The following is a 20,977-nucleotide window of genomic DNA, read 5'->3' as shown; positions in this document are numbered from 1 at the left end:
ATCCGCATGACCGAGTTTAAGAACACTGAACAGGAACTGCATTTCTTCCGCCTCCGCCTCTCGGTGGTGGGCGTGTTCGTGTTCATCTGTTTCGGCCTGCTGTTCGCACGCTTCCTGTGGCTGCAGGTGTTCAAGTACAGCGACTACGCGAGCCAGGCGGAGGACAACCGGGTCTCGGTGGTGCCGGTCGTGCCCAACCGGGGCCTGATCCTCGACCGCAACGGCGTCGTCCTGGCGCGCAATTTCTCGGCCTATACCCTGGAAATCACGCCGTCCAAGATCGCCGACACCCTGGACGGAGTGATCGAGGAATTGTCGTCCGTGGTCGATATCCAGCCCAAGGACCGCCGCCGCTTCCGCCGTCTGCTGGAAGAAGCGAAGAACTTCGAGAGCGTGCCGATCCGCACCCGTCTGACCGACGAGGAGGTGGCGCGCTTCACCGCGCAACGCTACCGCTTCCCCGGCGTCGAGATCCAGGCGCGCCTGTTCCGCCAGTATCCGCTGGGCGAAACCGCGTCGCACGTGATCGGCTACATCGGCCGCATCAGCCAGCGCGACGCCAAGCGCATCGAGGAAATGGAAGATGCGGCGAATTACGCCGGGACCGACTACATCGGCAAGGAAGGCCTGGAAAAGAAGTACGAGAACATCCTGCACGGGCGCACCGGCTACGAAGAGGTCGAGGTGACCGCGGGCGGGCGCGCGGTGCGCACGCTCTCCCGAACAGCGGCCACCCCGGGCCAGAACCTGATTCTGTCGATCGACATCGAGCTGCAGAAGATCGTCGAGGAAGCCTTCGGCGACCGGCGCGGCGCGCTGGTCGCGATCGAACCAGCCACCGGCGACATCCTCGCCTATGTATCGAAGCCGACCTTCGACCCCAACCTGTTCGTGGAAGGCATCGATGCGCAAAGCTGGGAAGAACTGAACACTTCCATCGACCGCCCCCTGCTCAACCGTCCCCTGATCGGCACCTATCCGCCCGGCTCGACCTTCAAGCCCTACATGGCGCTGGCGGCGCTGGAGACGGGCAAGCGCACGCCCAACCAGGCGATCGCCGACCCCGGCTTTTTCTGGTTCGGCAGCCACCGCTTCCGCGACGACAAGGTGGGCGGGCACGGCATGGTGGACATGTACAAGTCGATCGTGGTGTCGTGCAATACCTACTACTACATGCTGGCGAACGACCTCGGCATCGATACCATCCATGATTTCATGAAGCCCTTCGGCTTCGGCCAGATCACCGGCATCGACCTGGAGAACGAGCGCGCCGGCGTGCTGCCGTCGACTGCATGGAAGCGCAACGCCTACAAGAAGCCGGAGCACAAGAAGTGGTACGCAGGCGAAACCGTTTCGGTCGGCATCGGCCAGGGGTACAACGCCTACACGCCGCTGCAGCTTGCGCATGCGATGGCGAACCTGGCCAACAACGGTGTCGTGATGCGCCCGCACTTGGTCAAGACGATCGAGGACGGCGTCACCAAGGAGCAGACGCTGACCGTGCCCAAGGAGAGCTATCGCATCCCGCTCAAGCAGGAAAACGTCAATTTCGTGAAGAATGCGATGGCAGGCGTCGTGAAGGAAGGCACCTCGTCGCGCGCGTTCGCCAAGGCCGAGTACGTCTCCGCCGGCAAGACCGGCACCGCGCAGGCGATCGGCCTGGGGCGCAACGAGAAATACGATGCGAAGAAGATGCCCGAGCGCCATCGCGACCACTCGCTGTACATCGCCTTCGCGCCGGCCGACAATCCGCGCATCGCGCTGGCCGTGATCGTGGAGAACGGTGGCTTCGGCGCGGCCGCGGCGGCGCCGATCGCGCGCCTCGCCCTCGACTACTACCTGCTTGGCAAGCGGCCCGAGTCGAAGGAAACGGCGGCGCAACCGATTGAGGTGGAGGGAGATTGATGGCGACTGTCGGCCTGGGTGAAAAGCGGGCGGTCTGGCCCACCCTCAAACCCTATTTCCTGGTGTTCGACTGGCAGCTGACGCTCATCGTCGGCCTGATTTTCCTTGCCAGTACCGTCACGATGGTGTCGGCCGGGATCGACTTCCCCGGAAGGCTGGAGGGGCACCTGCGCAACATCCTGCTGTCGGTGCTGATCATGTGGGTCGCGGCCAACGTGTCGCCGCAGATGCTGATGCGGCTGGCGGTGCCGATCTACCTGGTCGGCGTCGCGCTCCTGGTCGGCGTCGAACTGTTCGGCATCATCAAGAAGGGCGCGCAGCGCTGGATCAATGTCGGGGTGGTCATCCAGCCGTCGGAGATCATGAAGATCGCGACCCCGCTGATGCTGGCATGGTGGTTCCAGAAACGCGAAAGCGTGATCCGCATCCCGGAGTTCATCGTCGCCGCCATGCTGCTGATGGTGCCGGTCGCGCTCATCATGAAGCAGCCCGACCTCGGCACCGCGCTGCTGGTCATGGCGTCCGGTTTCTACGTGATTTTCCTGGCCGGCCTGCCGTGGAAGATCATCATCGGTCTGGCGCTTGCCGGCGCCGCCTTCCTGCCGATCGGCTGGTCCATGATGCATGACTACCAGCGGCAGCGGGTGATGACGCTGATCGACCCCACCTCCGACCCACTCGGAAAGGGCTTCCACATCATCCAGTCGATGATCGCGATCGGTTCCGGTGGAATGATGGGCAAGGGCTGGATGAACGGCACCCAGGGCCATCTTCAATTCATTCCCGAGCGGACCACCGACTTCATTTTCGCGGTCTACTCGGAGGAGTTTGGGCTGGTCGGCAATATCGCGCTGCTCATCCTGTACCTGATGCTGATCGGCCGCGGCATGTTCATCGCCGCCAACGCGCCGACGCTGTTCAGCCGCCTGCTGGCCGGTGCGCTGACTCTCATGTTCTTTACCTACGCGTTCGTCAACATGGGCATGGTCAGCGGCATCCTGCCGGTGGTCGGCGTGCCGTTGCCGTTCATGAGTTACGGCGGCACCGCGTTCGTCACGCTCGGCCTCGGCATCGGCATGCTGATGAGTATCCAGAGGCATCGCAAGCTGGTCCAGACCTGAAGGCCCTTGCGCCGGAACCGCCGTTCCGGCGCGCCTAACCGGATGGCCGAAAGAGTCACGAGCATTCTGTTCTTGCGGCAACTTCTTTGCCGGTGCAAACTATTTCCCGATTGAACGGCGCTTCGCCGTTCGCCCATCAATTCATGTACGGCGCGCGACACCATGCTGCTGCGCGCCGCTTTTTGTTACGCCGGCCGCGTAACCGGGAAAAGGGAGAAATGCGATGTTGTCTGGGAACCATGGCCTTTGGCGCCGCCATGCCGCGCAGCTGCTGGCGCTGCTGCTTCCGCCGCTGGCGCTGACCGGCTGCGGCAGCGCGCCGACGGTGACGCCGCCGCCGGCCGAGACGCCGCCCGCCGCGCGCCCGGCTCCGAAGGCGCCTTCCGGCCTGCCCGCGCTGCCGCCGGCCGGTTCCGGACGCGGCGGGTACTACATGGACGACGGCCCCGGCGAGAACCCGCCTGAGGGCCTGCTCGATACCCCCGATGCCGAACCGCGCATCGAACCCTATTCCACGCGCGCCAACCGGCCCTATACCGTGTTCGGCAAGACCTACACGCCATCCGTCGAGGACGTCCCGTTCCGGCAGCGCGGCGTCGGCAGCTGGTACGGCCGCAAATTCCACGGACAGAAGACCTCTTCCGGCGAGCCCTACGACATGTACAAGATGACGGCCGCGCATCCGACGCTGCCGATCCCGTCCTATGCGCGTGTGACCAACCTGGCCAACGGCAGGCAGGTGATCGTGCGCATCAACGACCGCGGTCCCTTCCATTCGGGGCGCATCATCGACCTGTCCTACACCGCGGCGCTCAAGCTCGGCTACCTGGGCAGCGGCAGCAGCGAGCTGGAAGTCGAACGCCTGCTGCCACAGGAAATCGCGCGCATGGGCAAGGGCAAAGCCGACGCTGTGCCAGGCACGGCGATGGTGACGCCGGTGAGCCTGGCCGGGCCGGAAGCGCCGCGCCCGCTCGCGCCACTGCCCGCCGCGCAGCCGGCCGCAGCCCCCGCAGGGGCCGCAGCGCCTGGCCAGGGGTTCTACCTGCAGCTGGGCGCGTTCGGGCAGCGGGCGAATGCGGAAGCCATCCGCAACCGCGTGCTGCAGAGCGGCGCGGTATCCCTGCCGGCGATGGAAATCGTGGAATCGAAACCGTACTTCCGTCTGTACAGCGGGCCGTTCGCGACGCGCGAGGAGGCCGCGGCGGCCGCGCAGCGCCTGCAGCAGAGCGGGCCGTACAAGCCGATGATCGTGCAGCGTTAGCCGTCCTTCAGCTGCAGCGCGCGCTCGTACAGCGCGTTCTTCTTGCGTCCGGTGATCTGCGCCGCGAGCGATGCGGCCTGCTTCACCGGGCATTCCTGCAGCAGGATCTGCAGGACGCGGTCCGTTTCCGCATCGCCGTCGTCGCCCTGCGCGGCCGCGCCTTGCACCAGCACCACGAACTCGCCCTTGTGCCGGTGCGCATCCGCCGCCAGCCAGGCGGGCGCCTCGGCCAGCGTGCAGCGGTGGATCTCCTCGAACAGCTTGCTCAGTTCCCGCGCAAAGACCACCTGGCGCCCGGGGCCAAGCGTTGCCGCCAGCGCCTCCGCCGTTTCTGCGATGCGGTGCGGCGCTTCATAGAAGACCAGGGTGGCGCCGAGCGGCTTCAGCTCCAGCAGGCGCGCTTCGCGCTGCTTTGCCTTTGCCGGAAGAAAGCCGGCAAAGAAAAAGCAATCGTCCACCAGCCCGCTCGCCGACAGCGCGCTGACCGCCGCCGATGCGCCGGGCAGCGGCATCACGCGCAGGCCGGCCGTGCGCACTGCGTCGACGATGCGCGCTCCCGGGTCGGATACCGCCGGCGTGCCGGCGTCGGACACCAGCGCAATGCGCTGGCCGCCCTGCAGCCGCGCGATGAGCCGTTCCGCCGCTTCGCGTTCATTGTGCTCATGCGCGGCGATCAGTTCCTTGGCCAGGCCGTAGCGCTGCAGCAGTTGCGCCGTATTGCGCGTATCCTCGCAGGCCACCGCATCGGCGAGCGACAGCACATTGAGCGCCCGCAACGTGATGTCCCCCGCATTTCCGATGGGTGTCGCGACCACATATAATGTGGACAAAGGATAAATCTGCTGCGCAACTTCCCCCATGATGGCATCGAGGGACAGGGCGCTGGGTGTGGATGGCGGCATGAGGAGAATCGGATGTCGGGCCTGAGGGCAACACTGGCGGTGCTGGGCATCGCGTTCTGCGGATTGTGCCTGCCCGCGCAGGCAAACACAACTGCGACCACGGTGGCGCAGGCGGAAACCGGAGCGGTCGACCTGTCGACGACGGAAAGGACGGTGAGCATCGCGCTGCTGCTGCCGCTGCGCTCGGCTACTCTGCGCGAGCCGGCGGAAATGGTGCGGGCCGGATTCCAGGCCGCCTACGAACGCGAGAACGACGGCCTGGCGATCAACATTGTCGAAACCGGCGATGCGCCGCAGGACATCCTGTCCGGCTACAACGCCGCGGTCGCGATGAGCGACGTCGTGGTCGGCCCGCTGTCGCGCTCCGGCGTGGCGGCTGTCGCGCAGGCGGGTGGCGTGTCCAAGCCGACCATTGCGCTCACACCGCCGGAAGCGGCGGAGAACGGCGAGGTGAGCGTGCCGCCGCAAATGCTGTTGATGGGCCTGTCGATCGAAGAAGAGGCGCGCCAGGTCGCCAGCTGGGCCGCGCGCGACGCCAAACCGGGCAGGGCTCTGGTGCTGTTTACGCCGACTGCCTGGCAGCGGCGCGCCGCGAAAGCCTTTGAAACCGAGTGGCAGCAGAAAAAGCGCGAGGCGGAGCCGCTGGAGCTGGCCGCCAATGACGGCTTCCTGAACGGGCGCGAACTGTTGCAGCTGAAAAAACAGATCGAGACCGACAAGCCCGCGGTGATCTTCCTCGCGCTCGATGCGCGCCAGGCGCGCCAGGTGCGCGCGGTGATGGGCAAGGGCGTTCCGCTGTACGGCACCTCGCAGCTCAATCCGTTCGCGCTGTCCGATCGCGCAGAGGGGGAGCGCGCGCTGGACATGGACGGCACCCGCCTGCTCGACATCCCCTGGCAGCTGCAACCCGACCATCCGGCGGTGATGGTGTATCCGCGCCTGGTGGTGGCCGCCGACCAGAAGCGCAACGCGGACTTCGAGCGGCTGTATGCGCTCGGCATCGACGCCTATCGCGTAGCCAGGGAAATCGCGGCGCGCCGTTCAAACTTCGAGATCGACGGCGTCACCGGCAAGCTGACGGTGCGCTTCACCCAGGCGCAGTTTTCCTTCGCGCGCAGCGCGCAGCCGGCGGTTTATCGCGAAGGAAGCGTGATCGCCGTCGGCCAGGCGCGCTGATGGGCCTGTTCGACGCGATTGCGCAGCGGCGCACTGCGAAGCAGGCCGCCGGCGATGCGGCCGAGGACCGTGCGCTGTCCTGGCTGCAGCGCCAGGGACTGCGCGCGGTCGAGCGCAACTTCCGCTGCAAGGGTGGCGAAATCGATCTCGTGATGCAGGACGGCGACACTCTGGTGTTCGTCGAGGTGCGCCAGCGCGCCGACCGCAACTTCGGCGGCGCGGCGGCAAGCGTGACGCCACGCAAGCAGGCGCGCCTGGTGCTGGCGGCCCAGACCTTCCTGCAGCGCTACCGCAATCCGCCGCCCTGCCGTTTCGACGTGATCGCCATCGATGGCAGCGCGTCAGACGGCAGCGCGCTCGAATGGCTGAAGAACGCGATCGAAGCCTGAAACATTCTGTTTCCATTTCACAAGCATGCAGCGCAGCTTTTTGTTGCCGCGCGGCGTCTTGCCCACGGGTGTGCACTATAATCCCCACACTATGACAAACCAACGCATCCAGGCGCACTTCCAGGAAAGTGCCGAACTGAAAACGAAGGCCGCGGCGCTCCTTGCGGAGCCGATCGCGCAGGCCGTGGAACTTATGTTCACGGCATTGTCTAATGGCAACAAGATCCTTGCCTGCGGGAATGGCGGGTCCGCAGCGGATTGCCAGCATTTCGCCGCCGAACTGGTCGGCCGTTTCGAGCGCGAGCGCCTGCCGCTGCCGGCGCTGGCTTTGACGACCGATACCTCGATCATGACGGCGGTCGGCAACGACTACAGCTTCCAGGAGATCTTCGCCAAGCAGGTGCAGGCATTCGGGCAGTCGGGCGACGTGCTGCTCGCGCTGTCGACGTCGGGGAATTCGCCGAACGTGCTGGCGGCGGTGGACGCCGCGCTGGAGCGCGACATGCGCGTGATCGCGCTGACCGGCAAGGGCGGCGGCGCGATCGGCAGGAGGCTGAGCGATGCCGACGTGCATATCTGCGTGCCGCATGACCGCACCGCGCGCATCCAGGAAGTGCACCTGCTGACGATTCATTGTTTGTGCGACGGCATCGACGTCGCGTTATTCGGGGAGGAAAGTACATGAACAAATGGACGCGCCTGAAACGTCCTCTGGCGGCCGCACTGCTGTGCGGCAGCGTTGCGATCAGCCTGCAGGGGTGCATCGAGATGGCGGTCGGCACGGCGGTGGTCGGCACGCTGGCGGCAACCGACCGCCGCACCTTCGGCGCGCAGACCGAAGACAAGGCGATCCTGTTCAAGGGCGAGACGCGTGTGGCCAACCTGGTGGGCAATGCCGGCCATGTGAATGTCACCAGCTTCAACCGCAAGGTGCTGCTGACCGGCGAAGTCCGCGACGAAGCGATGAAGGCCGCGGTCGAACGCGAGGTCGCCAACATCGAAGGCGTGCAGTCGATCGTCAATGATCTCGAAATCGCCGGCGTATCAAGCTTCACCTCGCGCTCCAATGATTCCCTGGTCACCGGCAAGGTCAAGGCCGCCTTCGTCGACGCGAAGGACTTGTATGCGAACTCGATCAAGGTGGTGACCGAGCGCGGCACGGTCTACCTGATGGGGCGCGTCACGCAGCGCGAGGGCCAGCTGGCCGCCGAGGTCGCGCGCGGCGTCAGCGGCGTCAATCGCGTGGTGAAGGTCTTCGAATACATCTCGGATGACGACCTGAAACAGCTGAGCAGGACTTCGGACGACGTCATCAGAAAATGACCGCGGCCCGGTTTTCCGGGTGCTATAGTAGGCCGCAGATCGGCAAGATTTGCGGCCTTTTTCTTTGGGGAAAAGAATGACCGGACCCATCATCCTGCTTGTGCTCGTCCTGGTGATGCTGTTCTGGGCGGTCGGCGCCTACAGCCGCCTTGTCGCCCTGCAAAAGCAGGTCGCCGGGACGCTGGCACAGGTCATGGCGCAGCACGAGCGGCGCCACGACCTCGTCCCCGACCTCGTCGAATCGGCGAGCGCCTGGCTGAAGCAGGAGCGCGATGTGCTGGAGGCCGTGGTGGACGCCCGCAACCATGCGATCAGTACGGATGCGAAGCTTGCCGGCGCCTCGTTCGACCGCGAGGGAGTGCGGCGCATGGCCGCCGCCGAGGATGCGCTTGCCGGCGCGCTCGGCAGGATGTTCGGGGCACTGAAGGCCAGCGCCGGATTCGAGCCGAACCAGGACATGCTGCAGCTCGTCGAAGAATTGAACGGCACCGAGAACCGGATCGCGGCGCTGCGCCAGGTCTACAATGACAGCGCCGCGCACTACAATGCGTCGCGCGCGCAATTCCCCGTATCCGTCATCGCAGGCCTGTTCGCGTTCCGCCCCGCCGAGCCGCTGCAGTCGGACGGGACGAGCGTACCGCGCAATGCGGCGGCGGGCCATACCGTTTTCCCAACCTGACTCACTGGAACACACGCATGCGACGATCCTTCCTGAGACTGCTCGCCGCCGGCCTGGCGGCGATGATGCTCGGTGCCAGCCCAGCCGTGGCTGCGCAAGAACCGGTCAGGGTGGTGTACCACCTTGCCGACGGCATCGACCAGGCCGCGCGTGCGATGGGCAATATGCGCAACCATCTTCGCGCGGAGCCCGACACGAAGATCGTGGTGGTCGCCAACGGCGACGGCGTCCGCTTCCTGCTGTCCGGCGCGCGCGAACGCAGCGGCAAGCCATTCGATGCGCAGGTGGCGGCGCTGCAGCAGCAGGGCGTCGAATTCAGGCTGTGCAACAACACGCTTGCCGCGCACGACATTCCCGTGTCGCAGGTCTTGCCCGGCGTGAAGCTCGTTCCGTCCGGCGTCGTCGAAGCCGCGCGCCTGCAGGCGCGCGAGGGCTTCGTCTACCTGCGCCCCTGAACCGCAGCGACTATAATGATCGGGTCCCCCATTAGGTTCCCGATCCGTTCATGCAACCCGAAATTCTCTCCTCGTCCGGCAAGCGGACCCTGCTGAAGGCAATCGGCGCCGCCGCCGTGATTGCCGCGGGTGCCTTCGCTTATTCCTCCCTGTCCGGCAGCCAGCCGGCGCCGGAAGTGAGCTTTACCAGCCTGTCCGGCGAGACGGTCAGCATGCAAAGCCTGCGCGGCAGGGTCGTGATGGTCAATTTCTGGGCGACGAGCTGCACCACTTGCATTAAAGAAATGCCGCAGATGGTCCAGACCTACAACAAGTACAAGGACAAGGGACTGGATTTCGTCGCCGTTGCAATGAGCTACGATCCGCCGAATTACGTGCTGAACTACGCGCAGACCCGGCAGTTGCCGTTCCGTGTGGCGCTCGACACCCGGGGCGACATCGCGAAGTCCTTCGACGACGTGAAGCTCACCCCCACCACCTATGTGATCGACAAGCAAGGCCGCATCATCAAGCGCTATGTCGGCGAGCCGGACTTCGCAGCCTTGCATCAGCTGATCGAAAAAGCACTCGCGGCGTAGGCCCCTTGCCTGCACTGTCCCGCTCCAGGCGCCGCAGCAATGAAAAAAGCGCCCGGCGGGCGCTTTTTTTTCGTTGCTTCAGCGCGCCGGCGGCGCCCTGAGCGTTCTGCCCTCGCGCCACTCGCTGCGCGGGAACGGCTGCTCATGGCCGGACACATACAGCGTGATCTCGGTCAGCCACAATTGCGTTGGCGCCGGATGTACATAGGGCGCCGGCAGCAGGGCCAGCATGCTGAGCACGATGCGCAAGGGCTTGAACACATGCTTGCTCAGCGATTCATGCGCGACGCGGATGAAACTCCCGCTGACCGCCATGCCGAGCAGAAAACCGGCGACGACCTCGGACACGGAGTGCGTATGGAGCACAACGCGCGACACCGCGATTGCCGTCGCACACGCGAAGCCGAGCACGATGCCGAGCGCGCGTACGCGGCCGGGCGCGCGTTGCAGGATCAGGTAGAACAGCACCGGCAGCACGGCGGCGGCGCGCATCGCATGTCCGCTGAAGCCGGCGAAGTCGATCGCGCGGATGCCGATGCCCCAGCCGATGAATGCCATCTTGGTGGCGATGACGATGCCCATTGCGCCGGCGAACAGCGTGCTCCAGTAGAACGCCAGGCGTTTTTCATCTTCCACGAACAGCCACGCAGCAATCGCTGCAGCGGCCAGCGACGTGATGGTCACATCGCCGTAATTTGAAATATCCGTCCAGTCGATCATAGTTGTTGATAAGGCATGACGTCAGCGTAGAAGTTCGTGCTTATTTGTAACCGTTTCTTTGCGGCTGACGGGAAGCAGGCGTGTCGGTCGGGGCGGCGCGTGCGGCAGGACGGTTGCAGGCGGGGGGAGCGGTTTCAGGCGGAACATGCGGCCAGCGTCGAAAAAGGAAAACATGGCGCGTCTCGACCGGACGCGCTTTTCTCATTGTCGGCCAAAGGACGCGGCGCCCCTTACCTTTTCTCAAAGGGGGGGACGCCGATGTGGCGCCGGACGCGACTGCCGCAGGTGGTTGCAGCCCGCTCAGACCACGCCGGCGCCGTGCGCCTGCATGTCCGCATGGTAGGAGCTGCGCACCATCGCGCCGACGGCGGCGTGCGCGAAGCCCATCTTGTAGGCTTCAGCCTCGAACATCTTGAAGGTGTCCGGATGCACGTAGCGGCGAACCGGCAAGTGGTCGCCGGACGGCATCAGGTACTGGCCGATGGTCAGCATGGTGACGCCATGCTCGCGCAGGTCGCGCATCACCTGCAGGATTTCCTCGTCGGTTTCGCCCAGCCCGACCATCAGGCCGGACTTGGTCGGCACCTCCGGATGCAGTTCCTTGAAGCGCTTGAGCAGGCTCAATGAGAACGCGTAGTCGGCGCCCGGACGCGCTTCCTTGTAGAGGCGCGGCACGGTTTCCAGGTTGTGGTTCATCACGTCCGGCGGCGCCGCTTTCAGCGCTTCGAGCGCGCGTTCCATGCGGCCGCGGAAATCCGGCGTGAGGATTTCGATGCGGGTCGCGGGCGACAGCGCGCGCACTTCGCGGATGCAGTCGGCGAAATGGCCGGCGCCGCCGTCGCGCAGGTCGTCGCGGTCGACCGAGGTGATCACCACATAGGAGAGACGCATCGCGGCGATGGTTTTCGCGAGCGTGCCCGGTTCGTTCGGATCGAGCGGATCGGGCCGGCCGTGCCCGACGTCGCAGAACGGACAGCGCCGGGTGCACTTGTCGCCCATGATCATGAAGGTGGCCGTGCCCTTGCCGAAGCATTCGCCGATGTTGGGGCAGCTTGCTTCCTCGCAGACCGTGACCAGCTTGTTCTCGCGCAGGATGTCCTTGATCTCGTAGAAGCGGGTCGACGGAGAACCCGCCTTGACGCGGATCCAGTCCGGCTTGGCCAGCTTTTCCGCGGGCACGATCTTGATCGGGATGCGTGCCGTCTTGCCGGCGCCTTTCTGCTTCTCGCTCGGGTTGTACGCGGGGGCGGCGGGGGTGTCTTTTTCGATGGTCATGGAGCGGGCCGTTTCCTCGCCAGCCGCTTCGGCGGGCGACAAGCGCAGCATGCCTTGCACGCTACGCCGTTAATAAATCGATCAGGTTGTGAGCCAGCGCCAGCTGCACGTCGCGCAGCGGTGCGATGGCACCGACGGTTTTCATGTCCACGGTCGCCATGCCGGCGTATCCGCAGGGATTGATCCAGGAGAACGGGGACAGGTCCATCGCCACATTCAGCGATACGCCGTGGTAGGTGCAGCCGTTGCCGCGCACCTTCAGGCCGAGCGCCGCAATCTTCGCGCCTTTCCAGTCGCCGCCGGCCATGTAGATGCCGGGCGCGCCGGGCTTGCGCTCACCGTCCAGATTATACGCCCGCAAGGTGTTTATGACCGACTGTTCGATTTTGTTCACGAACTCGCGCGCATACAGGCGGGCGCCCGGCTTGCGGCGCAAATCCATCAAGAGATAGATCACGACTTGCCCCGGGCCGTGGTAGGTCACTTCGCCGCCGCGGTCGGTCTGCACCACGGGAATGCCGTGCGCGTCCAGCACATGGGACGGATCGGCTCCCAGGCCGAGCGTAAACACCGGCGGGTGTTCGACGATCCACAGCTGGTCCTGCGAATCCGGCGTGCGCGCGCCGGTGTATTCGCGCATGGCGGCGAAGCTGGCGTCGTACGGCTCGACGCCGCGGTCGATGATGGCGGGCGTATGCATTCCCGAACTCTACAGCGGAATCGTATAGAAGTGGTGCTGGTCCTTGTGCGGAGAATTGTCGATCACCTTCAGGATGGTCGGGTCGACCGCGCCCTGCGCCGGGTCGAACAGCCCGCACAGGCGCATCGCCTTGCGGATGTCGATGCTCTTGCCCAGGAATTCGAACACTACCCTGGCGCAGGCGATCGAGCGCTGGTTGCCGGAGGAGACGCCGAGCATCAGGCCGGACAGCCGCGCCACCTTGTTCTTGTAGGTCGGGAACAGCACCGTCTGCGCGATTTCGTTGCCGGTCAGGGACTCGTAGTCGACCAGGAAGATGCGGTCGTTCAGGTAAAAGGTGCCGCCGACGTACTTGCACTTGTAGGTTTCGTCGAGGTTCGCATGCTGCGGGAAGCGCTCGAGGCGCTCATGGTAGACCGCGCCCTCGTGCAGGAAGATGTGCACCAGCCCGCGCAGCACCTTGCCCGGGGCGCTCATCGAATGATAGTACTCGTAGTAGTAGCCGAGGTACTTGTCGAACTTGCCGGTGGACTGGTGCTGCAGGCGCGCGATGTGGTCGGTAAACAGCGCATGTTCGGTGCGCTGCTTCGGCCGCACCTGCACGATCTGGTGGAAGTGCTCGCGCGGCAGGTAGATTTCCGCCGGCTCGACGCCGAAGAAATCGCAGATGCGCTCCAGCGTGTGGCTGGACGGCTTGCTGGTGCCGTTCAGATAACGGTTGAATTGCGCGCGGTTCAGGTTGAGCTTGCGGCAGACATCGGCGACCGAGCGGTAATAGCTGCACAGCATGCGCAGGTTGGCGCAAAACTCCCTTTGCGCCGGGTGGACGGTTTTGTTCGCGTCGAGGGGAGGCGCCATATCTTTTTTTCTTTCCTAATGGGAAGCCAAGTGTTGCTATTTGGCGCTATTTTAGCATCAGGGAGCATCAAGTCGCGTCAGTTAGCGAAATGGTATTCCCGCCCGTTTATCCCTAAAGTTGCCAACCTGTTGCCACTGCTTTGTGGTAACAGAATTGCAGCGCAACCCGCAGGAACAACAAGAACAACAAGACAAGAACAACAAGATCCGGGCTGGAAGGCTGTCCGTGGCAGAGCGGTCAAAAACCGGCGCGCCACGAGGCGGTATCACCTTACAAAGGAGACATTGATGGTTACTGTTGAAGACTGCATCCTCGGCAATGGCGCGTTGCATGACCGCTTTTTCGCCACCACCGAAATTCTCGCCAAACTGGTCTCCCGCGCGCCGCGCGCGGTGAGCGTCGAGCAACTCGAAGAAGCAACCGGCCGCAGCAGCAAGGAGCTGTCGCGGCTGTGCGGCGCGCTGGTGCGCGCCGGCCTGTTGCGCCAGGACCCGCAGGACGCGGACAAGTGGACCCTGACCTGCGACCCGAGCCTGGTGACGCTGGAAGACGTGTTCCGCTGCGTGCTCGCCGAACAGCAGGGGCGGTCCCGGACGCCGGCCAGAGCCGCTGCGCCGGGCCGTGCGCCGACCGATGTCGACCTGCTCGTGATGCAGGCGATGATCACGATCAATCAGAGCGTATTCAAGCATTTGCGCCAGTTCTCGCTCGACAGGCTGAAAATCAGCGCCGCCGGAATGTTCCCCGCGGTGCACCGTCCGCTCGCGGACCCCGGCATGGACGACTTCGATCTGGCGCTTGCCAGCCACGAAACCGGTTTCTCGCCCGTGCAGATTCCTGCATAGGCACCCTCGCAGTACCTTTCTTCATTTCCTTAGGAGACAATAATATGCAGTTCAAGACTAAACTGATTCCGCTGGCTGGCGCGATTGCATTTGCCTTTGCAGGAGCGGCATCGGCCCAGGAACTGGTGGTCAAGATCGGCCACGTCGGCCCGATCTCCGGCGCCATCGCTCACCTGGGCAAGGACAATGAAAACGGCGCGCGCATGGCGATCGACGAGCTCAACGCCAAGGGCGTGATGATCGGCGGCAAGAAAGCCAAGTTCGAACTGCTGGCCGAAGACGACGGCGCCGATCCGAAGCAAGGTACCGCTGCGGCGCAGAAGCTGGTCGACGCCAAGGTCAACGGCGTGATCGGCCACCTGAACTCGGGCACCACGATCCCGGCCTCCAAGATCTACTTCGACGCCGGCATTCCGCAGATCTCTCCGTCCGCGACCAATCCGAAGTACACCCAGCAGGGCTTCAAGACCGCGTTCCGCGTGGTGGCCAACGACGGCCAGCTGGGCGGCACGCTGGGCCGCTATGCGGTGCAGATCAACAAGGCCAAGGTCATTGCCGTGATCGATGACCGCACCGCCTACGGCCAGGGCGTGGCCGATGAGTTCATCAAGGGCGTCAAGAGCAAGGGCATCCCCGACGGTCAAATCGTGCGCCAGTTCACCAACGACAAGGCGACCGACTTCAACGCGATCCTGACCTCGATCAAGTCCAAGAACCCGGACACGGTGTTCTTCGGCGGCATGGATGCGGTGGCAGGCCCGATGCTGCGCCAGATGAAGGCGCTGGGCATCAACGCCAAGTTCATGGGCGGCGACGGCATCTGCTCCGAAGCGCTGGCCAAGCTGGCCGGCGACGCGATGGGCGACAACCAGGTGGTGTGCGCCGAGGCAGGCGGTGTGGAAGATACCCAGAAGAAGGGTATGGAAGACTTCCGCGCCGCGTTCAAGAAGAAGTTCAATGCCGACGTGCAGATCTATGCACCGTACGTCTATGACGCGGTGATGGTAATGGTCGAGGCGATGAAGAAGGCGGGTTCCGCCGAGCCGGCGAAGTACCTGCCGGAACTGGCCAAGATCAAGCACCAGGGCGTGACCGGCAACATCGCCTTCGATGACAAGGGCGACATCAAGGAAGGCACGCTGACCCTGTACACCTACAAGGGCGGCAAGCGTGAAGTGGTAACCGTGACGAAGTAATTTTCGTCCCGCGGGCGCCGGCGGCGATGCAAGCCGCCGCCGGCGCCCGGCGCGCAACACCAAACCCTGTCCGCAGCATCTGACGCCTGGCAACGCCGGGTGGAGGGTGCCGCCCCGCGAGCGGTGGCGAGCGGATATCTGCTGGCAAAACCTTCTGCATTTCGCGCATCACGCGAGTCGGCAATGCAATTCAATCCCGCTTCCCGCAAGAAGATCGGCATCATCACCGGTTCCGGCCCCGAGGCTGGCATCGACCTGTGGCACAAACTGCTGCAGGCAAACCGCGAACTGCGCGGCAACGGCTTTCGCGGCGACCTCGACGCACCCGACGTCACCATCCTGTCGGAAGCGACGCTCGGCCTGTCGATGGAACTCGAAGCCAACGACGCGGCCGTCTGGAAATGCCTTCGTACAACAGCGGAAGCCATCGCAGAGCGCGTCGACTATTACGCGATCGCCTGCAATACCCTGAACTACTACCAACCGCAACTCGAAGCGCTGGCACTGCCGGCGAAGCTGGTATCCTTTGCCGACGCGGTGCGCGACCACCTGCGCGCCAACCGGATCGGGCGCGTCGCGCTGCTGGGCGCGCGCCCGGTGACCGATCTCGGCCCCTGGTCGCATTACCGCAAGCTCGGCGCAGAGTTCGCGGTCGAACTTCCCGGCCCGGCGCAGGCCGAACAGTTGCATCGCCTCATTTACGACGTGAAGGCGCAGGGCGGCAACGGCCCCGGCATCCGGGAGCGCTTCCTCGAGATCCTCGATGCGCTGGACGCGCACACCGTACTTCTCGCCTGCACCGAACTGCCGCTGATACCGCGCGTCGACGGGCGCAAGCGCCTGGTCGACGTGACCGCTCTGGTCGCGCACAAGCTGGCGCGGCTGGCCAACGGCATGCAGCCCGAATAACGAACGGTGGCAACGCGATGGACAGAAAACACATCGGACTGATCTATGCCGGCGGTACGGTCGGCATGGCGATGACCGCACAGGGTTATGCTCCGATGCCGGGTTTTTCGGCAGCGCTCGCCGCGCTGCTGACAAGCTACGGCGATGCGCTGCCGGACTACACGCTGCATGCCTACCCGGCGCCGATCGACAGCGCCAACGCCACCCCGAAGGACTGGCAGACGATCGCGCGCGACATCGCTGCGCGCTACCAGGATTACGACGGCTTCGTCGTGCTGCACGGCACGGATACGATGGCCTACACCGCCGCCGCGCTGTCCTTCATGCTGCAGGGGCTGCGCAAGCCGGTGATCGTCACCGGCTCCCAGATTCCGCTGAGCGCAGCCCGTTCGGACGCGCCGCAAAACCTGGCCGCCGCGCTGCAGCTGGCGGCATCGGATGCGATCAATGAAGTCACGATCTACTTCAACGGCCTGCTCCTGCGCGGCAATCGTGCAACGAAAACCAGCACCGAGCGCATGGCGGCCTTCGACAGCCCGAATTACCCGCCGCTGGCGGAAGTCGGCATCCAGACGCGCCTGAACATGCCGGCGCTGCTGCCGCGCGCCGCCGCCGAGCGCTTCGCGCTGCCAGACTACGGCACGCCGCTGATCCTGCCGCTGCGCTTCGTTCCGGGCCTGCCCGCCGCCGCGTTGCGGGCGATGTTCGACCTGGATCCCGCAGCGGTCGTGCTGCAATGCTATGGGGCCGGCAATGCGCCCGACCGAGACCCGGCACTGCTCGACATGCTGGCGCGCGCAAACGAACGCGGCACCGTCGTCGTCGCCTGCAGCCAGGCGATGCATGGGCAGGTGGCGATCGGCACCTATGCCGCCGGCGCCGGCATGACGGCTGCCGGCGTGATCGGCGCCCGCGACATGACCTTCGAGGCGGTTTTCGCGAAGCTGCATCACCTGCTGGCGCTCGGCCTGGCGCCGGATGCGCTGCGCGCCGAGTTCCTGCGCGACCTGAGCGGCGAGCTGAGCGTGTGATACGCTAGCGGCTTGACTCACTAGCCCGTCTTCTCGCCACCGCCGCCCGGCGCTTTTCCGATGCGTCTGATCAGAGACCTTTCCCTGCCCGCCGTGATCGCGGGTTTCGTTACCGTGCTGGTCGGCTTCACCAGCTCCGCCGTCATCGTGTTCCAGGCCGCCAATGCGGTCGGCGCCAGTGCCGCCCAGGTGGCGTCCTGGATGTGGGCGCTCGGCCTGGGCATGGGCCTGACCTGCATCCTGCTGTCGCTGCGCTACCGGGTGCCGGTGGTGACGGCCTGGTCGACGCCGGGCGCGGCAATGCTGATCACCGGCGCCGCCGGCGTGACGATCGGCGAAGCAACCGGAGCCTTCCTGGTATCGGCGGCGATGATTACCGTGGCCGGCTTTTCCGGCTGGTTCGAACGCATGATCAACCGGATCCCGGTCTCCCTCGCGTCCGGCATGCTGGCCGGCGTGCTGCTGCGCTTCGGCATGGACGTGTTTACCGCGATGAAGACGCAGTTCCTGCTCGCGTTCCTGATGTTCCTGGCCTACCTGCTGGGCCGGCGCGCCTTTCCGCGCTATGCGGTGATAGCGACGCTTGCGCTGGGCATTGCGATTGCCGCGGCACAGGGGCTGTTGCGCCTGGAGGGCGTGCGGCTAGACCTGGCGCGGCCGGAATTCGTGATGCCGGTGTTCTCCCTGCCGGCGCTGATCGGCGTGGCGCTGCCGCTGTTCGTGGTGACCATGGCGTCGCAGAATGTGCCCGGAGTGGCCGTCATCCGCGCCTCCGGCTATGCGGTGCCGATCTCGCCGGTGATCGGCTGGACCGGCGTGGCCAATCTGCTGCTGGCGCCGTTTGGCGGTTACGCGCTGAACCTCGCCGCGATCACCGCCGCCATCTGCATGGGCCGCGAGGCGCATGAGGATCCCGCGCGGCGTTACGTCGCGGCGGTTGCCGCCGGTTGCTTCTACCTGCTCATCGGCGTATTCGGCGCCGCCGTCGGCGCGGTGTTCGCCGCGTTCCCGAAAGAGCTGGTGCTGGTCATCGCCGGACTGGCGCTGTTCGGCACCATCGGCAACGGCCTGGCCGCCGCGCTGGGCAACGAGAGCGAACGGGAGCCGGCGCTGGTGACCTTCCTCGTGACCGCATCGGGGGTGACCCTGTTCGGCATCGGCTCGGCATTCTGGGGGCTGGTGGCGGGCGTGATCGCGCTGCTGGCGCTGCGCTACCGGAAAGCGGCCCCGCCGCAGCAAGCGCACGGGAAATGACCGGCAGGAGAGGCCGTGTGCTCAGGCGCCGGTTTTCCGCTGCCCGAGGCGCAGCTCGCTCAGCAGCAGCGCGCCGATCACGATCGCACCGCCGGTGACGCCGCGCCATCCCATCACTTCATTCAGCCACATCCATCCGAACAGCGCGGCAAACACCGGTTCCAGCGAGAAGATCAGCGCCGCCTTGTCGGCGGCAACCCGGCGCTGGCCGACCGCCTGCAGGAACAGCATGCCGGCGGTGGCCACCGCGCCGAGGTAGGCCAGCGTGGCGAGGTGCGGCGCGACGCGCGCCGGCAGCGTGGCAAGCGTGGCTGACGGCTGGGTCAGCATCCACAGGTTGGCCAGCACCGCCATCACGACGATCTGCACCGCCGCGAGGTGACGCGCTTCATGCCGGTTCGAGCGCTGCGACAGCAGGATCACATGCAGCGCATACGCCAGCGCACAGATGATGGTCGCGGCGTCGCCGGCGAGATGGCCTCCGCCTTCCCAGGACATCAGTCCGATCCCGAGGCAGGCAAAGCATGCCGCGAGCGCCACCGGCCAGGACAGCCGGCCGCCGAACGCCAGGCCGAGAAAGGGCACCATCAGCACGTTCAGGCTGGTGAGGAAGGCGCTGCGGTTCGAGGAGATGAACTGCAGGCCGTAGGCCTGGGTGATGTAGGAGGCGAGCGCGAATATGCCGAGCAGCGCGCCGTCACGCCAGGTCCGGCGCGGCGCCTTCAGCAGGAAGGGCAGCATGCACAGGGTCGCCACCAGGAAGCGGCAGGCGGAAATTTCCACGCCGCTCAGGTCGGCCGCTGCCGATTTCAGCAGCGGAAAGGTGGTGCCCCAGACCAGCGTGACCAGAAGAAGGATGGAGACGCCCGGATTCATCGGCCGCTCCATGGGCTTGTTGCGAGGAATGCAGGTGATGCGGGGCCGGTCTGGCAGCAGGAGGTGATCTTCGAAAACATGGCGCTCAGCATAGCACCGGACGCGCTGATTTTTGTTCGGTCCTGCCGCGCGCCGCCATGCTGCTACACGCTGCCTTCCCGTTCGATCACGAGTATGCGCGCTTCGCCGCGCGGATGCGCGACATGTTCGCAGCCGACGCTGGCAAAAAAGACATCGCCGGCCTGCAGCACCGCGACCTGCTCCGTGCCGTTGTCGCGGTAATGCATGTCGACGGTGCCGTCGAGCACCGCGAAGACTTCCTCGCCATCGTTCACATGCCATTTGTATGGTGCATCGGTCCAGTGCAGGCGCGTGGTGACGCCATTCATGCTTGCAATATCCATTGCTCCCCAGGCGCGCCCGGCCCTGAATTCACGGCTGCGAATCACTTTCATCTCATTCTCCCTGAAGTCCCGTTGTCGCGATGCGGCGGGTGCCGCATGTCATTTTGTCTCAATTCATTCTTTCCTGCCGAAGCCCGATGCAAGCCGGTCATGTCTGTTCCTGCAGCGCGCGCCCGGCAGCCGCGGCTTCCGCGCGCGCGCCGCGAGGCGCCGGAAAGAGGTTGCGGAAGGAGAACGCGAATGCGCTGTCGCCGTTCATCTGCAGGTAGCTCAGGCGTTCCTTCGCCTCGCGAACCGTGGGGATGTGCCCGGCGGCGATCCACCACAGCGCGACGCAGGGTTCGCGGAAGCGCTCGAACCACTCCCTGCGCTGGCGCATCATTTGCGCGTGCGCGCCGCGGTACACGTAATCCTTCAGGTGTTGCGGCGATTCCCACACCGACAGATTGATCAGGATGCAATCGTCGTCATACGGGCGCAGCGCGGTCGCATTGCCTTCCTCGGTTTTCAGCCGCCACACGAAACCGGGGCTGCGTTCGGCGAGCGCGTTGATCTCGTCGAGGCGGGCGGCAAAGCCCGCCATCACGGGATCGTCCATCGCGGCGCGCGCGCGGCCGATGTTGATCTGGGCAAGATGGCAGCTTGTCTTCATGTCGTCCCCGGTCCGGCGTGTTCTTTCCGGCAGCGCAGATCAGCAGGCGTCGCAGGTGCGATGCCGTTTCAGCGAGGTCTGCACCACCGCGTTGCCCGGCAGGCGGTAGGCGACCGCCTCCAGCCACTTGCCGGCGGCCTCCAGCAGCCCGTGCGGCGCCGGACGGCATAACGCGACGACGGCTTCCTGGTCCGCCTCGACCACGGTCAGCTTTCCGGGAATGGCAGTGAACGCGTCGCCGGCGTGCAGGAAATAGTCGTGGCGGATGCCTTCCACCGTGACCCAGATCCGGCCGCGCTGGACCTTCAGCGTGTGAGCGCGTTCCGCGATGCCGGACAGTGCCTGGCCGGACAGAATGGTGTGCGTCTTGCTTGTGAACAGACCTCTCATGATATGGCTCCTGGAAACGCCGGCGGGATGCCGCTGCACCTGCAGCCGTCTGTCATTTTCCCGAGGCGTGAAGTCAT

General features: G+C 65.2%; 24 protein-coding genes. 15 read left to right on the top strand and 9 right to left on the bottom strand.

Going from position 1 to position 20,977, the window contains the following annotated elements:
- The first annotated feature begins 6 nt into the window (after positions 1 to 6).
- The 3 genes from mrdA to VEC01_RS19380 all read left to right on the top strand — a co-directional run bounded on the left by mrdA (position 7) and on the right by VEC01_RS19380 (position 4,287).
- Positions 7 to 1,905, top strand: a complete 1,899-nt coding sequence (mrdA, locus tag VEC01_RS19390; RefSeq protein WP_324902563.1) for a penicillin-binding protein 2 — start codon at positions 7 to 9, stop codon at positions 1,903 to 1,905.
- Positions 1,905 to 3,026, top strand: coding sequence for a rod shape-determining protein RodA (rodA, locus tag VEC01_RS19385; protein ID WP_324902562.1), 1,122 nt, complete (start codon positions 1,905 to 1,907; stop codon positions 3,024 to 3,026). Before mrdA ends, rodA begins: the two co-directional genes overlap by 1 nt.
- Before the next feature lie 223 nt (positions 3,027 to 3,249).
- A complete protein-coding gene (locus VEC01_RS19380) occupies positions 3,250 to 4,287 on the top strand; it encodes a septal ring lytic transglycosylase RlpA family protein (RefSeq protein WP_324902561.1) in 1,038 nt (345 codons plus the stop codon).
- Here the strand turns inward: VEC01_RS19380 and rsmI are convergent.
- Positions 4,284 to 5,189, bottom strand: a complete 906-nt coding sequence (gene rsmI / locus VEC01_RS19375; RefSeq protein WP_324902560.1) for a 16S rRNA (cytidine(1402)-2'-O)-methyltransferase — start codon at positions 5,187 to 5,189, stop codon at positions 4,284 to 4,286. The two genes, VEC01_RS19380 and rsmI, sit on opposite strands and share 4 nt — an antisense overlap.
- 12 nt (positions 5,190 to 5,201) lie before the next feature.
- Here rsmI and VEC01_RS19370 point away from each other — a divergent pair, with 12 nt between their 5' ends.
- The 7 genes from VEC01_RS19370 (at position 5,202) to VEC01_RS19340 (ending at position 9,789) form a co-directional block, all read left to right on the top strand.
- Entirely contained in the window at positions 5,202 to 6,365 is a 1,164-nt protein-coding gene (locus VEC01_RS19370; RefSeq protein ID WP_324902559.1) for a penicillin-binding protein activator, read from the top strand.
- Positions 6,365 to 6,754 (top strand): YraN family protein, encoded by a 390-nt coding sequence (locus tag VEC01_RS19365; protein WP_324902558.1) that lies wholly within the window; start codon positions 6,365 to 6,367, stop codon positions 6,752 to 6,754. Before VEC01_RS19370 ends, VEC01_RS19365 begins: the two co-directional genes overlap by 1 nt.
- Before the next feature lie 91 nt (positions 6,755 to 6,845).
- On the top strand, positions 6,846 to 7,439 hold the full coding sequence (locus tag VEC01_RS19360) for a phosphoheptose isomerase (RefSeq protein WP_324902557.1): 594 nt from the start codon (positions 6,846 to 6,848) through the stop codon (positions 7,437 to 7,439).
- On the top strand, positions 7,436 to 8,077 hold the full coding sequence (locus VEC01_RS19355) for a BON domain-containing protein (RefSeq protein ID WP_324902556.1): 642 nt from the start codon (positions 7,436 to 7,438) through the stop codon (positions 8,075 to 8,077). Before VEC01_RS19360 ends, VEC01_RS19355 begins: the two co-directional genes overlap by 4 nt.
- 76 nt (positions 8,078 to 8,153) lie before the next feature.
- Positions 8,154 to 8,756, top strand: a complete 603-nt coding sequence (locus tag VEC01_RS19350) for a LemA family protein (RefSeq protein ID WP_324902555.1) — start codon at positions 8,154 to 8,156, stop codon at positions 8,754 to 8,756.
- Between the two features lie 17 nt (positions 8,757 to 8,773).
- Positions 8,774 to 9,211: a DsrE family protein gene (locus VEC01_RS19345; protein WP_324902554.1), complete on the top strand. Its 438-nt coding sequence runs from the start codon at positions 8,774 to 8,776 to the stop codon at positions 9,209 to 9,211.
- A gap of 50 nt (positions 9,212 to 9,261) precedes the next feature.
- The gene (locus VEC01_RS19340) at positions 9,262 to 9,789 is read left to right on the top strand and encodes a TlpA disulfide reductase family protein (protein WP_324902553.1); all 528 of its coding nucleotides are present in this window, start codon (positions 9,262 to 9,264) and stop codon (positions 9,787 to 9,789) included.
- 78 nt (positions 9,790 to 9,867) lie between these two features.
- Here the strand turns inward: VEC01_RS19340 and VEC01_RS19335 are convergent, their stop codons facing one another.
- From VEC01_RS19335 to VEC01_RS19320, 4 genes are all read right to left on the bottom strand, one after another.
- On the bottom strand, positions 9,868 to 10,509 hold the full coding sequence (locus tag VEC01_RS19335; RefSeq protein ID WP_324902552.1) for a phosphatase PAP2 family protein: 642 nt from the start codon (positions 10,507 to 10,509) through the stop codon (positions 9,868 to 9,870).
- Positions 10,510 to 10,809: 300 nt separating this feature from the next.
- Positions 10,810 to 11,784 carry a lipoyl synthase gene (lipA, locus tag VEC01_RS19330; protein WP_324902551.1) on the bottom strand — a complete coding sequence of 325 codons (975 nt, stop codon included), beginning with the start codon at positions 11,782 to 11,784 and terminating at the stop codon, positions 10,810 to 10,812.
- A gap of 61 nt (positions 11,785 to 11,845) precedes the next feature.
- Positions 11,846 to 12,484: a lipoyl(octanoyl) transferase LipB gene (gene lipB, locus VEC01_RS19325; protein WP_324902550.1), complete on the bottom strand. Its 639-nt coding sequence runs from the start codon at positions 12,482 to 12,484 to the stop codon at positions 11,846 to 11,848.
- A gap of 9 nt (positions 12,485 to 12,493) precedes the next feature.
- The gene (locus VEC01_RS19320; RefSeq protein WP_324902549.1) at positions 12,494 to 13,342 is read right to left on the bottom strand and encodes a helix-turn-helix transcriptional regulator; all 849 of its coding nucleotides are present in this window, start codon (positions 13,340 to 13,342) and stop codon (positions 12,494 to 12,496) included.
- 288 nt (positions 13,343 to 13,630) lie between these two features.
- On the opposite strand from VEC01_RS19320, the gene VEC01_RS19315 reads away from it, so the two are divergent.
- The 5 genes from VEC01_RS19315 (at position 13,631) to VEC01_RS19295 (ending at position 18,578) form a co-directional block, all read left to right on the top strand.
- Positions 13,631 to 14,188, top strand: coding sequence for an Rrf2 family transcriptional regulator (locus VEC01_RS19315; RefSeq protein ID WP_324902548.1), 558 nt, complete (start codon positions 13,631 to 13,633; stop codon positions 14,186 to 14,188).
- A 44-nt stretch (positions 14,189 to 14,232) separates the two neighbouring features.
- Complete coding sequence (locus tag VEC01_RS19310) at positions 14,233 to 15,384, top strand: branched-chain amino acid ABC transporter substrate-binding protein (RefSeq protein ID WP_324902547.1); 1,152 nt, start codon at positions 14,233 to 14,235, stop codon at positions 15,382 to 15,384.
- A 183-nt stretch (positions 15,385 to 15,567) separates the two neighbouring features.
- On the top strand, positions 15,568 to 16,293 hold the full coding sequence (locus tag VEC01_RS19305) for an aspartate/glutamate racemase family protein (protein WP_324902546.1): 726 nt from the start codon (positions 15,568 to 15,570) through the stop codon (positions 16,291 to 16,293).
- Positions 16,294 to 16,310: 17 nt separating this feature from the next.
- Complete coding sequence (locus VEC01_RS19300; protein WP_324902545.1) at positions 16,311 to 17,324, top strand: type I asparaginase; 1,014 nt, start codon at positions 16,311 to 16,313, stop codon at positions 17,322 to 17,324.
- A gap of 60 nt (positions 17,325 to 17,384) precedes the next feature.
- Entirely contained in the window at positions 17,385 to 18,578 is a 1,194-nt protein-coding gene (locus tag VEC01_RS19295; protein ID WP_324902544.1) for a benzoate/H(+) symporter BenE family transporter, read from the top strand.
- 21 nt (positions 18,579 to 18,599) lie between these two features.
- On the opposite strand, the gene VEC01_RS19290 is transcribed toward VEC01_RS19295, so the two are convergent.
- From VEC01_RS19290 to VEC01_RS19275, 4 genes are all read right to left on the bottom strand, one after another.
- A complete protein-coding gene (locus VEC01_RS19290) occupies positions 18,600 to 19,454 on the bottom strand; it encodes a DMT family transporter (protein ID WP_324902543.1) in 855 nt (284 codons plus the stop codon).
- A gap of 143 nt (positions 19,455 to 19,597) precedes the next feature.
- Positions 19,598 to 19,909 carry a cupin domain-containing protein gene (locus VEC01_RS19285; protein WP_324902542.1) on the bottom strand — a complete coding sequence of 104 codons (312 nt, stop codon included), beginning with the start codon at positions 19,907 to 19,909 and terminating at the stop codon, positions 19,598 to 19,600.
- A 97-nt stretch (positions 19,910 to 20,006) separates the two neighbouring features.
- Positions 20,007 to 20,510 carry a DUF3291 domain-containing protein gene (locus VEC01_RS19280; protein ID WP_324902541.1) on the bottom strand — a complete coding sequence of 168 codons (504 nt, stop codon included), beginning with the start codon at positions 20,508 to 20,510 and terminating at the stop codon, positions 20,007 to 20,009.
- Between the two features lie 39 nt (positions 20,511 to 20,549).
- Positions 20,550 to 20,900, bottom strand: coding sequence for a DUF2917 domain-containing protein (locus VEC01_RS19275; protein WP_324902540.1), 351 nt, complete (start codon positions 20,898 to 20,900; stop codon positions 20,550 to 20,552).
- Positions 20,901 to 20,977: the final 77 nt, after the last annotated feature.

Source organism: Noviherbaspirillum sp. (genome assembly GCF_035627455.1).
Lineage (GTDB): Bacteria > Pseudomonadota > Gammaproteobacteria > Burkholderiales > Burkholderiaceae_D > Noviherbaspirillum.
This window is presented reverse-complemented; position numbering and strand designations above follow the sequence as displayed.

Coding starts and splice junctions, on each gene's coding strand:
- VEC01_RS19275 (WP_324902540.1), bottom strand. CDS start 20,900: ATGAGAGGTCTGTTCACAAGCAAGACGCACACCATTCTGTCCGGCCAG.
- VEC01_RS19305 (WP_324902546.1), top strand. CDS start 15,568: ATGCAATTCAATCCCGCTTCCCGCAAGAAGATCGGCATCATCACCGGT.
- VEC01_RS19370 (WP_324902559.1), top strand. CDS start 5,202: ATGTCGGGCCTGAGGGCAACACTGGCGGTGCTGGGCATCGCGTTCTGC.
- VEC01_RS19285 (WP_324902542.1), bottom strand. CDS start 19,909: ATGAAAGTGATTCGCAGCCGTGAATTCAGGGCCGGGCGCGCCTGGGGA.
- VEC01_RS19365 (WP_324902558.1), top strand. CDS start 6,365: ATGGGCCTGTTCGACGCGATTGCGCAGCGGCGCACTGCGAAGCAGGCC.
- VEC01_RS19345 (WP_324902554.1), top strand. CDS start 8,774: ATGCGACGATCCTTCCTGAGACTGCTCGCCGCCGGCCTGGCGGCGATG.
- VEC01_RS19350 (WP_324902555.1), top strand. CDS start 8,154: ATGACCGGACCCATCATCCTGCTTGTGCTCGTCCTGGTGATGCTGTTC.
- VEC01_RS19280 (WP_324902541.1), bottom strand. CDS start 20,510: ATGAAGACAAGCTGCCATCTTGCCCAGATCAACATCGGCCGCGCGCGC.
- VEC01_RS19340 (WP_324902553.1), top strand. CDS start 9,262: ATGCAACCCGAAATTCTCTCCTCGTCCGGCAAGCGGACCCTGCTGAAG.
- VEC01_RS19335 (WP_324902552.1), bottom strand. CDS start 10,509: ATGATCGACTGGACGGATATTTCAAATTACGGCGATGTGACCATCACG.
- VEC01_RS19360 (WP_324902557.1), top strand. CDS start 6,846: ATGACAAACCAACGCATCCAGGCGCACTTCCAGGAAAGTGCCGAACTG.
- rsmI (WP_324902560.1), bottom strand. CDS start 5,189: ATGCCGCCATCCACACCCAGCGCCCTGTCCCTCGATGCCATCATGGGG.
- VEC01_RS19300 (WP_324902545.1), top strand. CDS start 16,311: ATGGACAGAAAACACATCGGACTGATCTATGCCGGCGGTACGGTCGGC.
- rodA (WP_324902562.1), top strand. CDS start 1,905: ATGGCGACTGTCGGCCTGGGTGAAAAGCGGGCGGTCTGGCCCACCCTC.
- VEC01_RS19320 (WP_324902549.1), bottom strand. CDS start 13,342: ATGGCGCCTCCCCTCGACGCGAACAAAACCGTCCACCCGGCGCAAAGG.
- mrdA (WP_324902563.1), top strand. CDS start 7: ATGACCGAGTTTAAGAACACTGAACAGGAACTGCATTTCTTCCGCCTC.
- VEC01_RS19290 (WP_324902543.1), bottom strand. CDS start 19,454: ATGAATCCGGGCGTCTCCATCCTTCTTCTGGTCACGCTGGTCTGGGGC.
- VEC01_RS19355 (WP_324902556.1), top strand. CDS start 7,436: ATGAACAAATGGACGCGCCTGAAACGTCCTCTGGCGGCCGCACTGCTG.
- VEC01_RS19310 (WP_324902547.1), top strand. CDS start 14,233: ATGCAGTTCAAGACTAAACTGATTCCGCTGGCTGGCGCGATTGCATTT.
- VEC01_RS19380 (WP_324902561.1), top strand. CDS start 3,250: ATGTTGTCTGGGAACCATGGCCTTTGGCGCCGCCATGCCGCGCAGCTG.
- lipB (WP_324902550.1), bottom strand. CDS start 12,484: ATGCATACGCCCGCCATCATCGACCGCGGCGTCGAGCCGTACGACGCC.
- VEC01_RS19315 (WP_324902548.1), top strand. CDS start 13,631: ATGGTTACTGTTGAAGACTGCATCCTCGGCAATGGCGCGTTGCATGAC.
- lipA (WP_324902551.1), bottom strand. CDS start 11,784: ATGACCATCGAAAAAGACACCCCCGCCGCCCCCGCGTACAACCCGAGC.
- VEC01_RS19295 (WP_324902544.1), top strand. CDS start 17,385: ATGCGTCTGATCAGAGACCTTTCCCTGCCCGCCGTGATCGCGGGTTTC.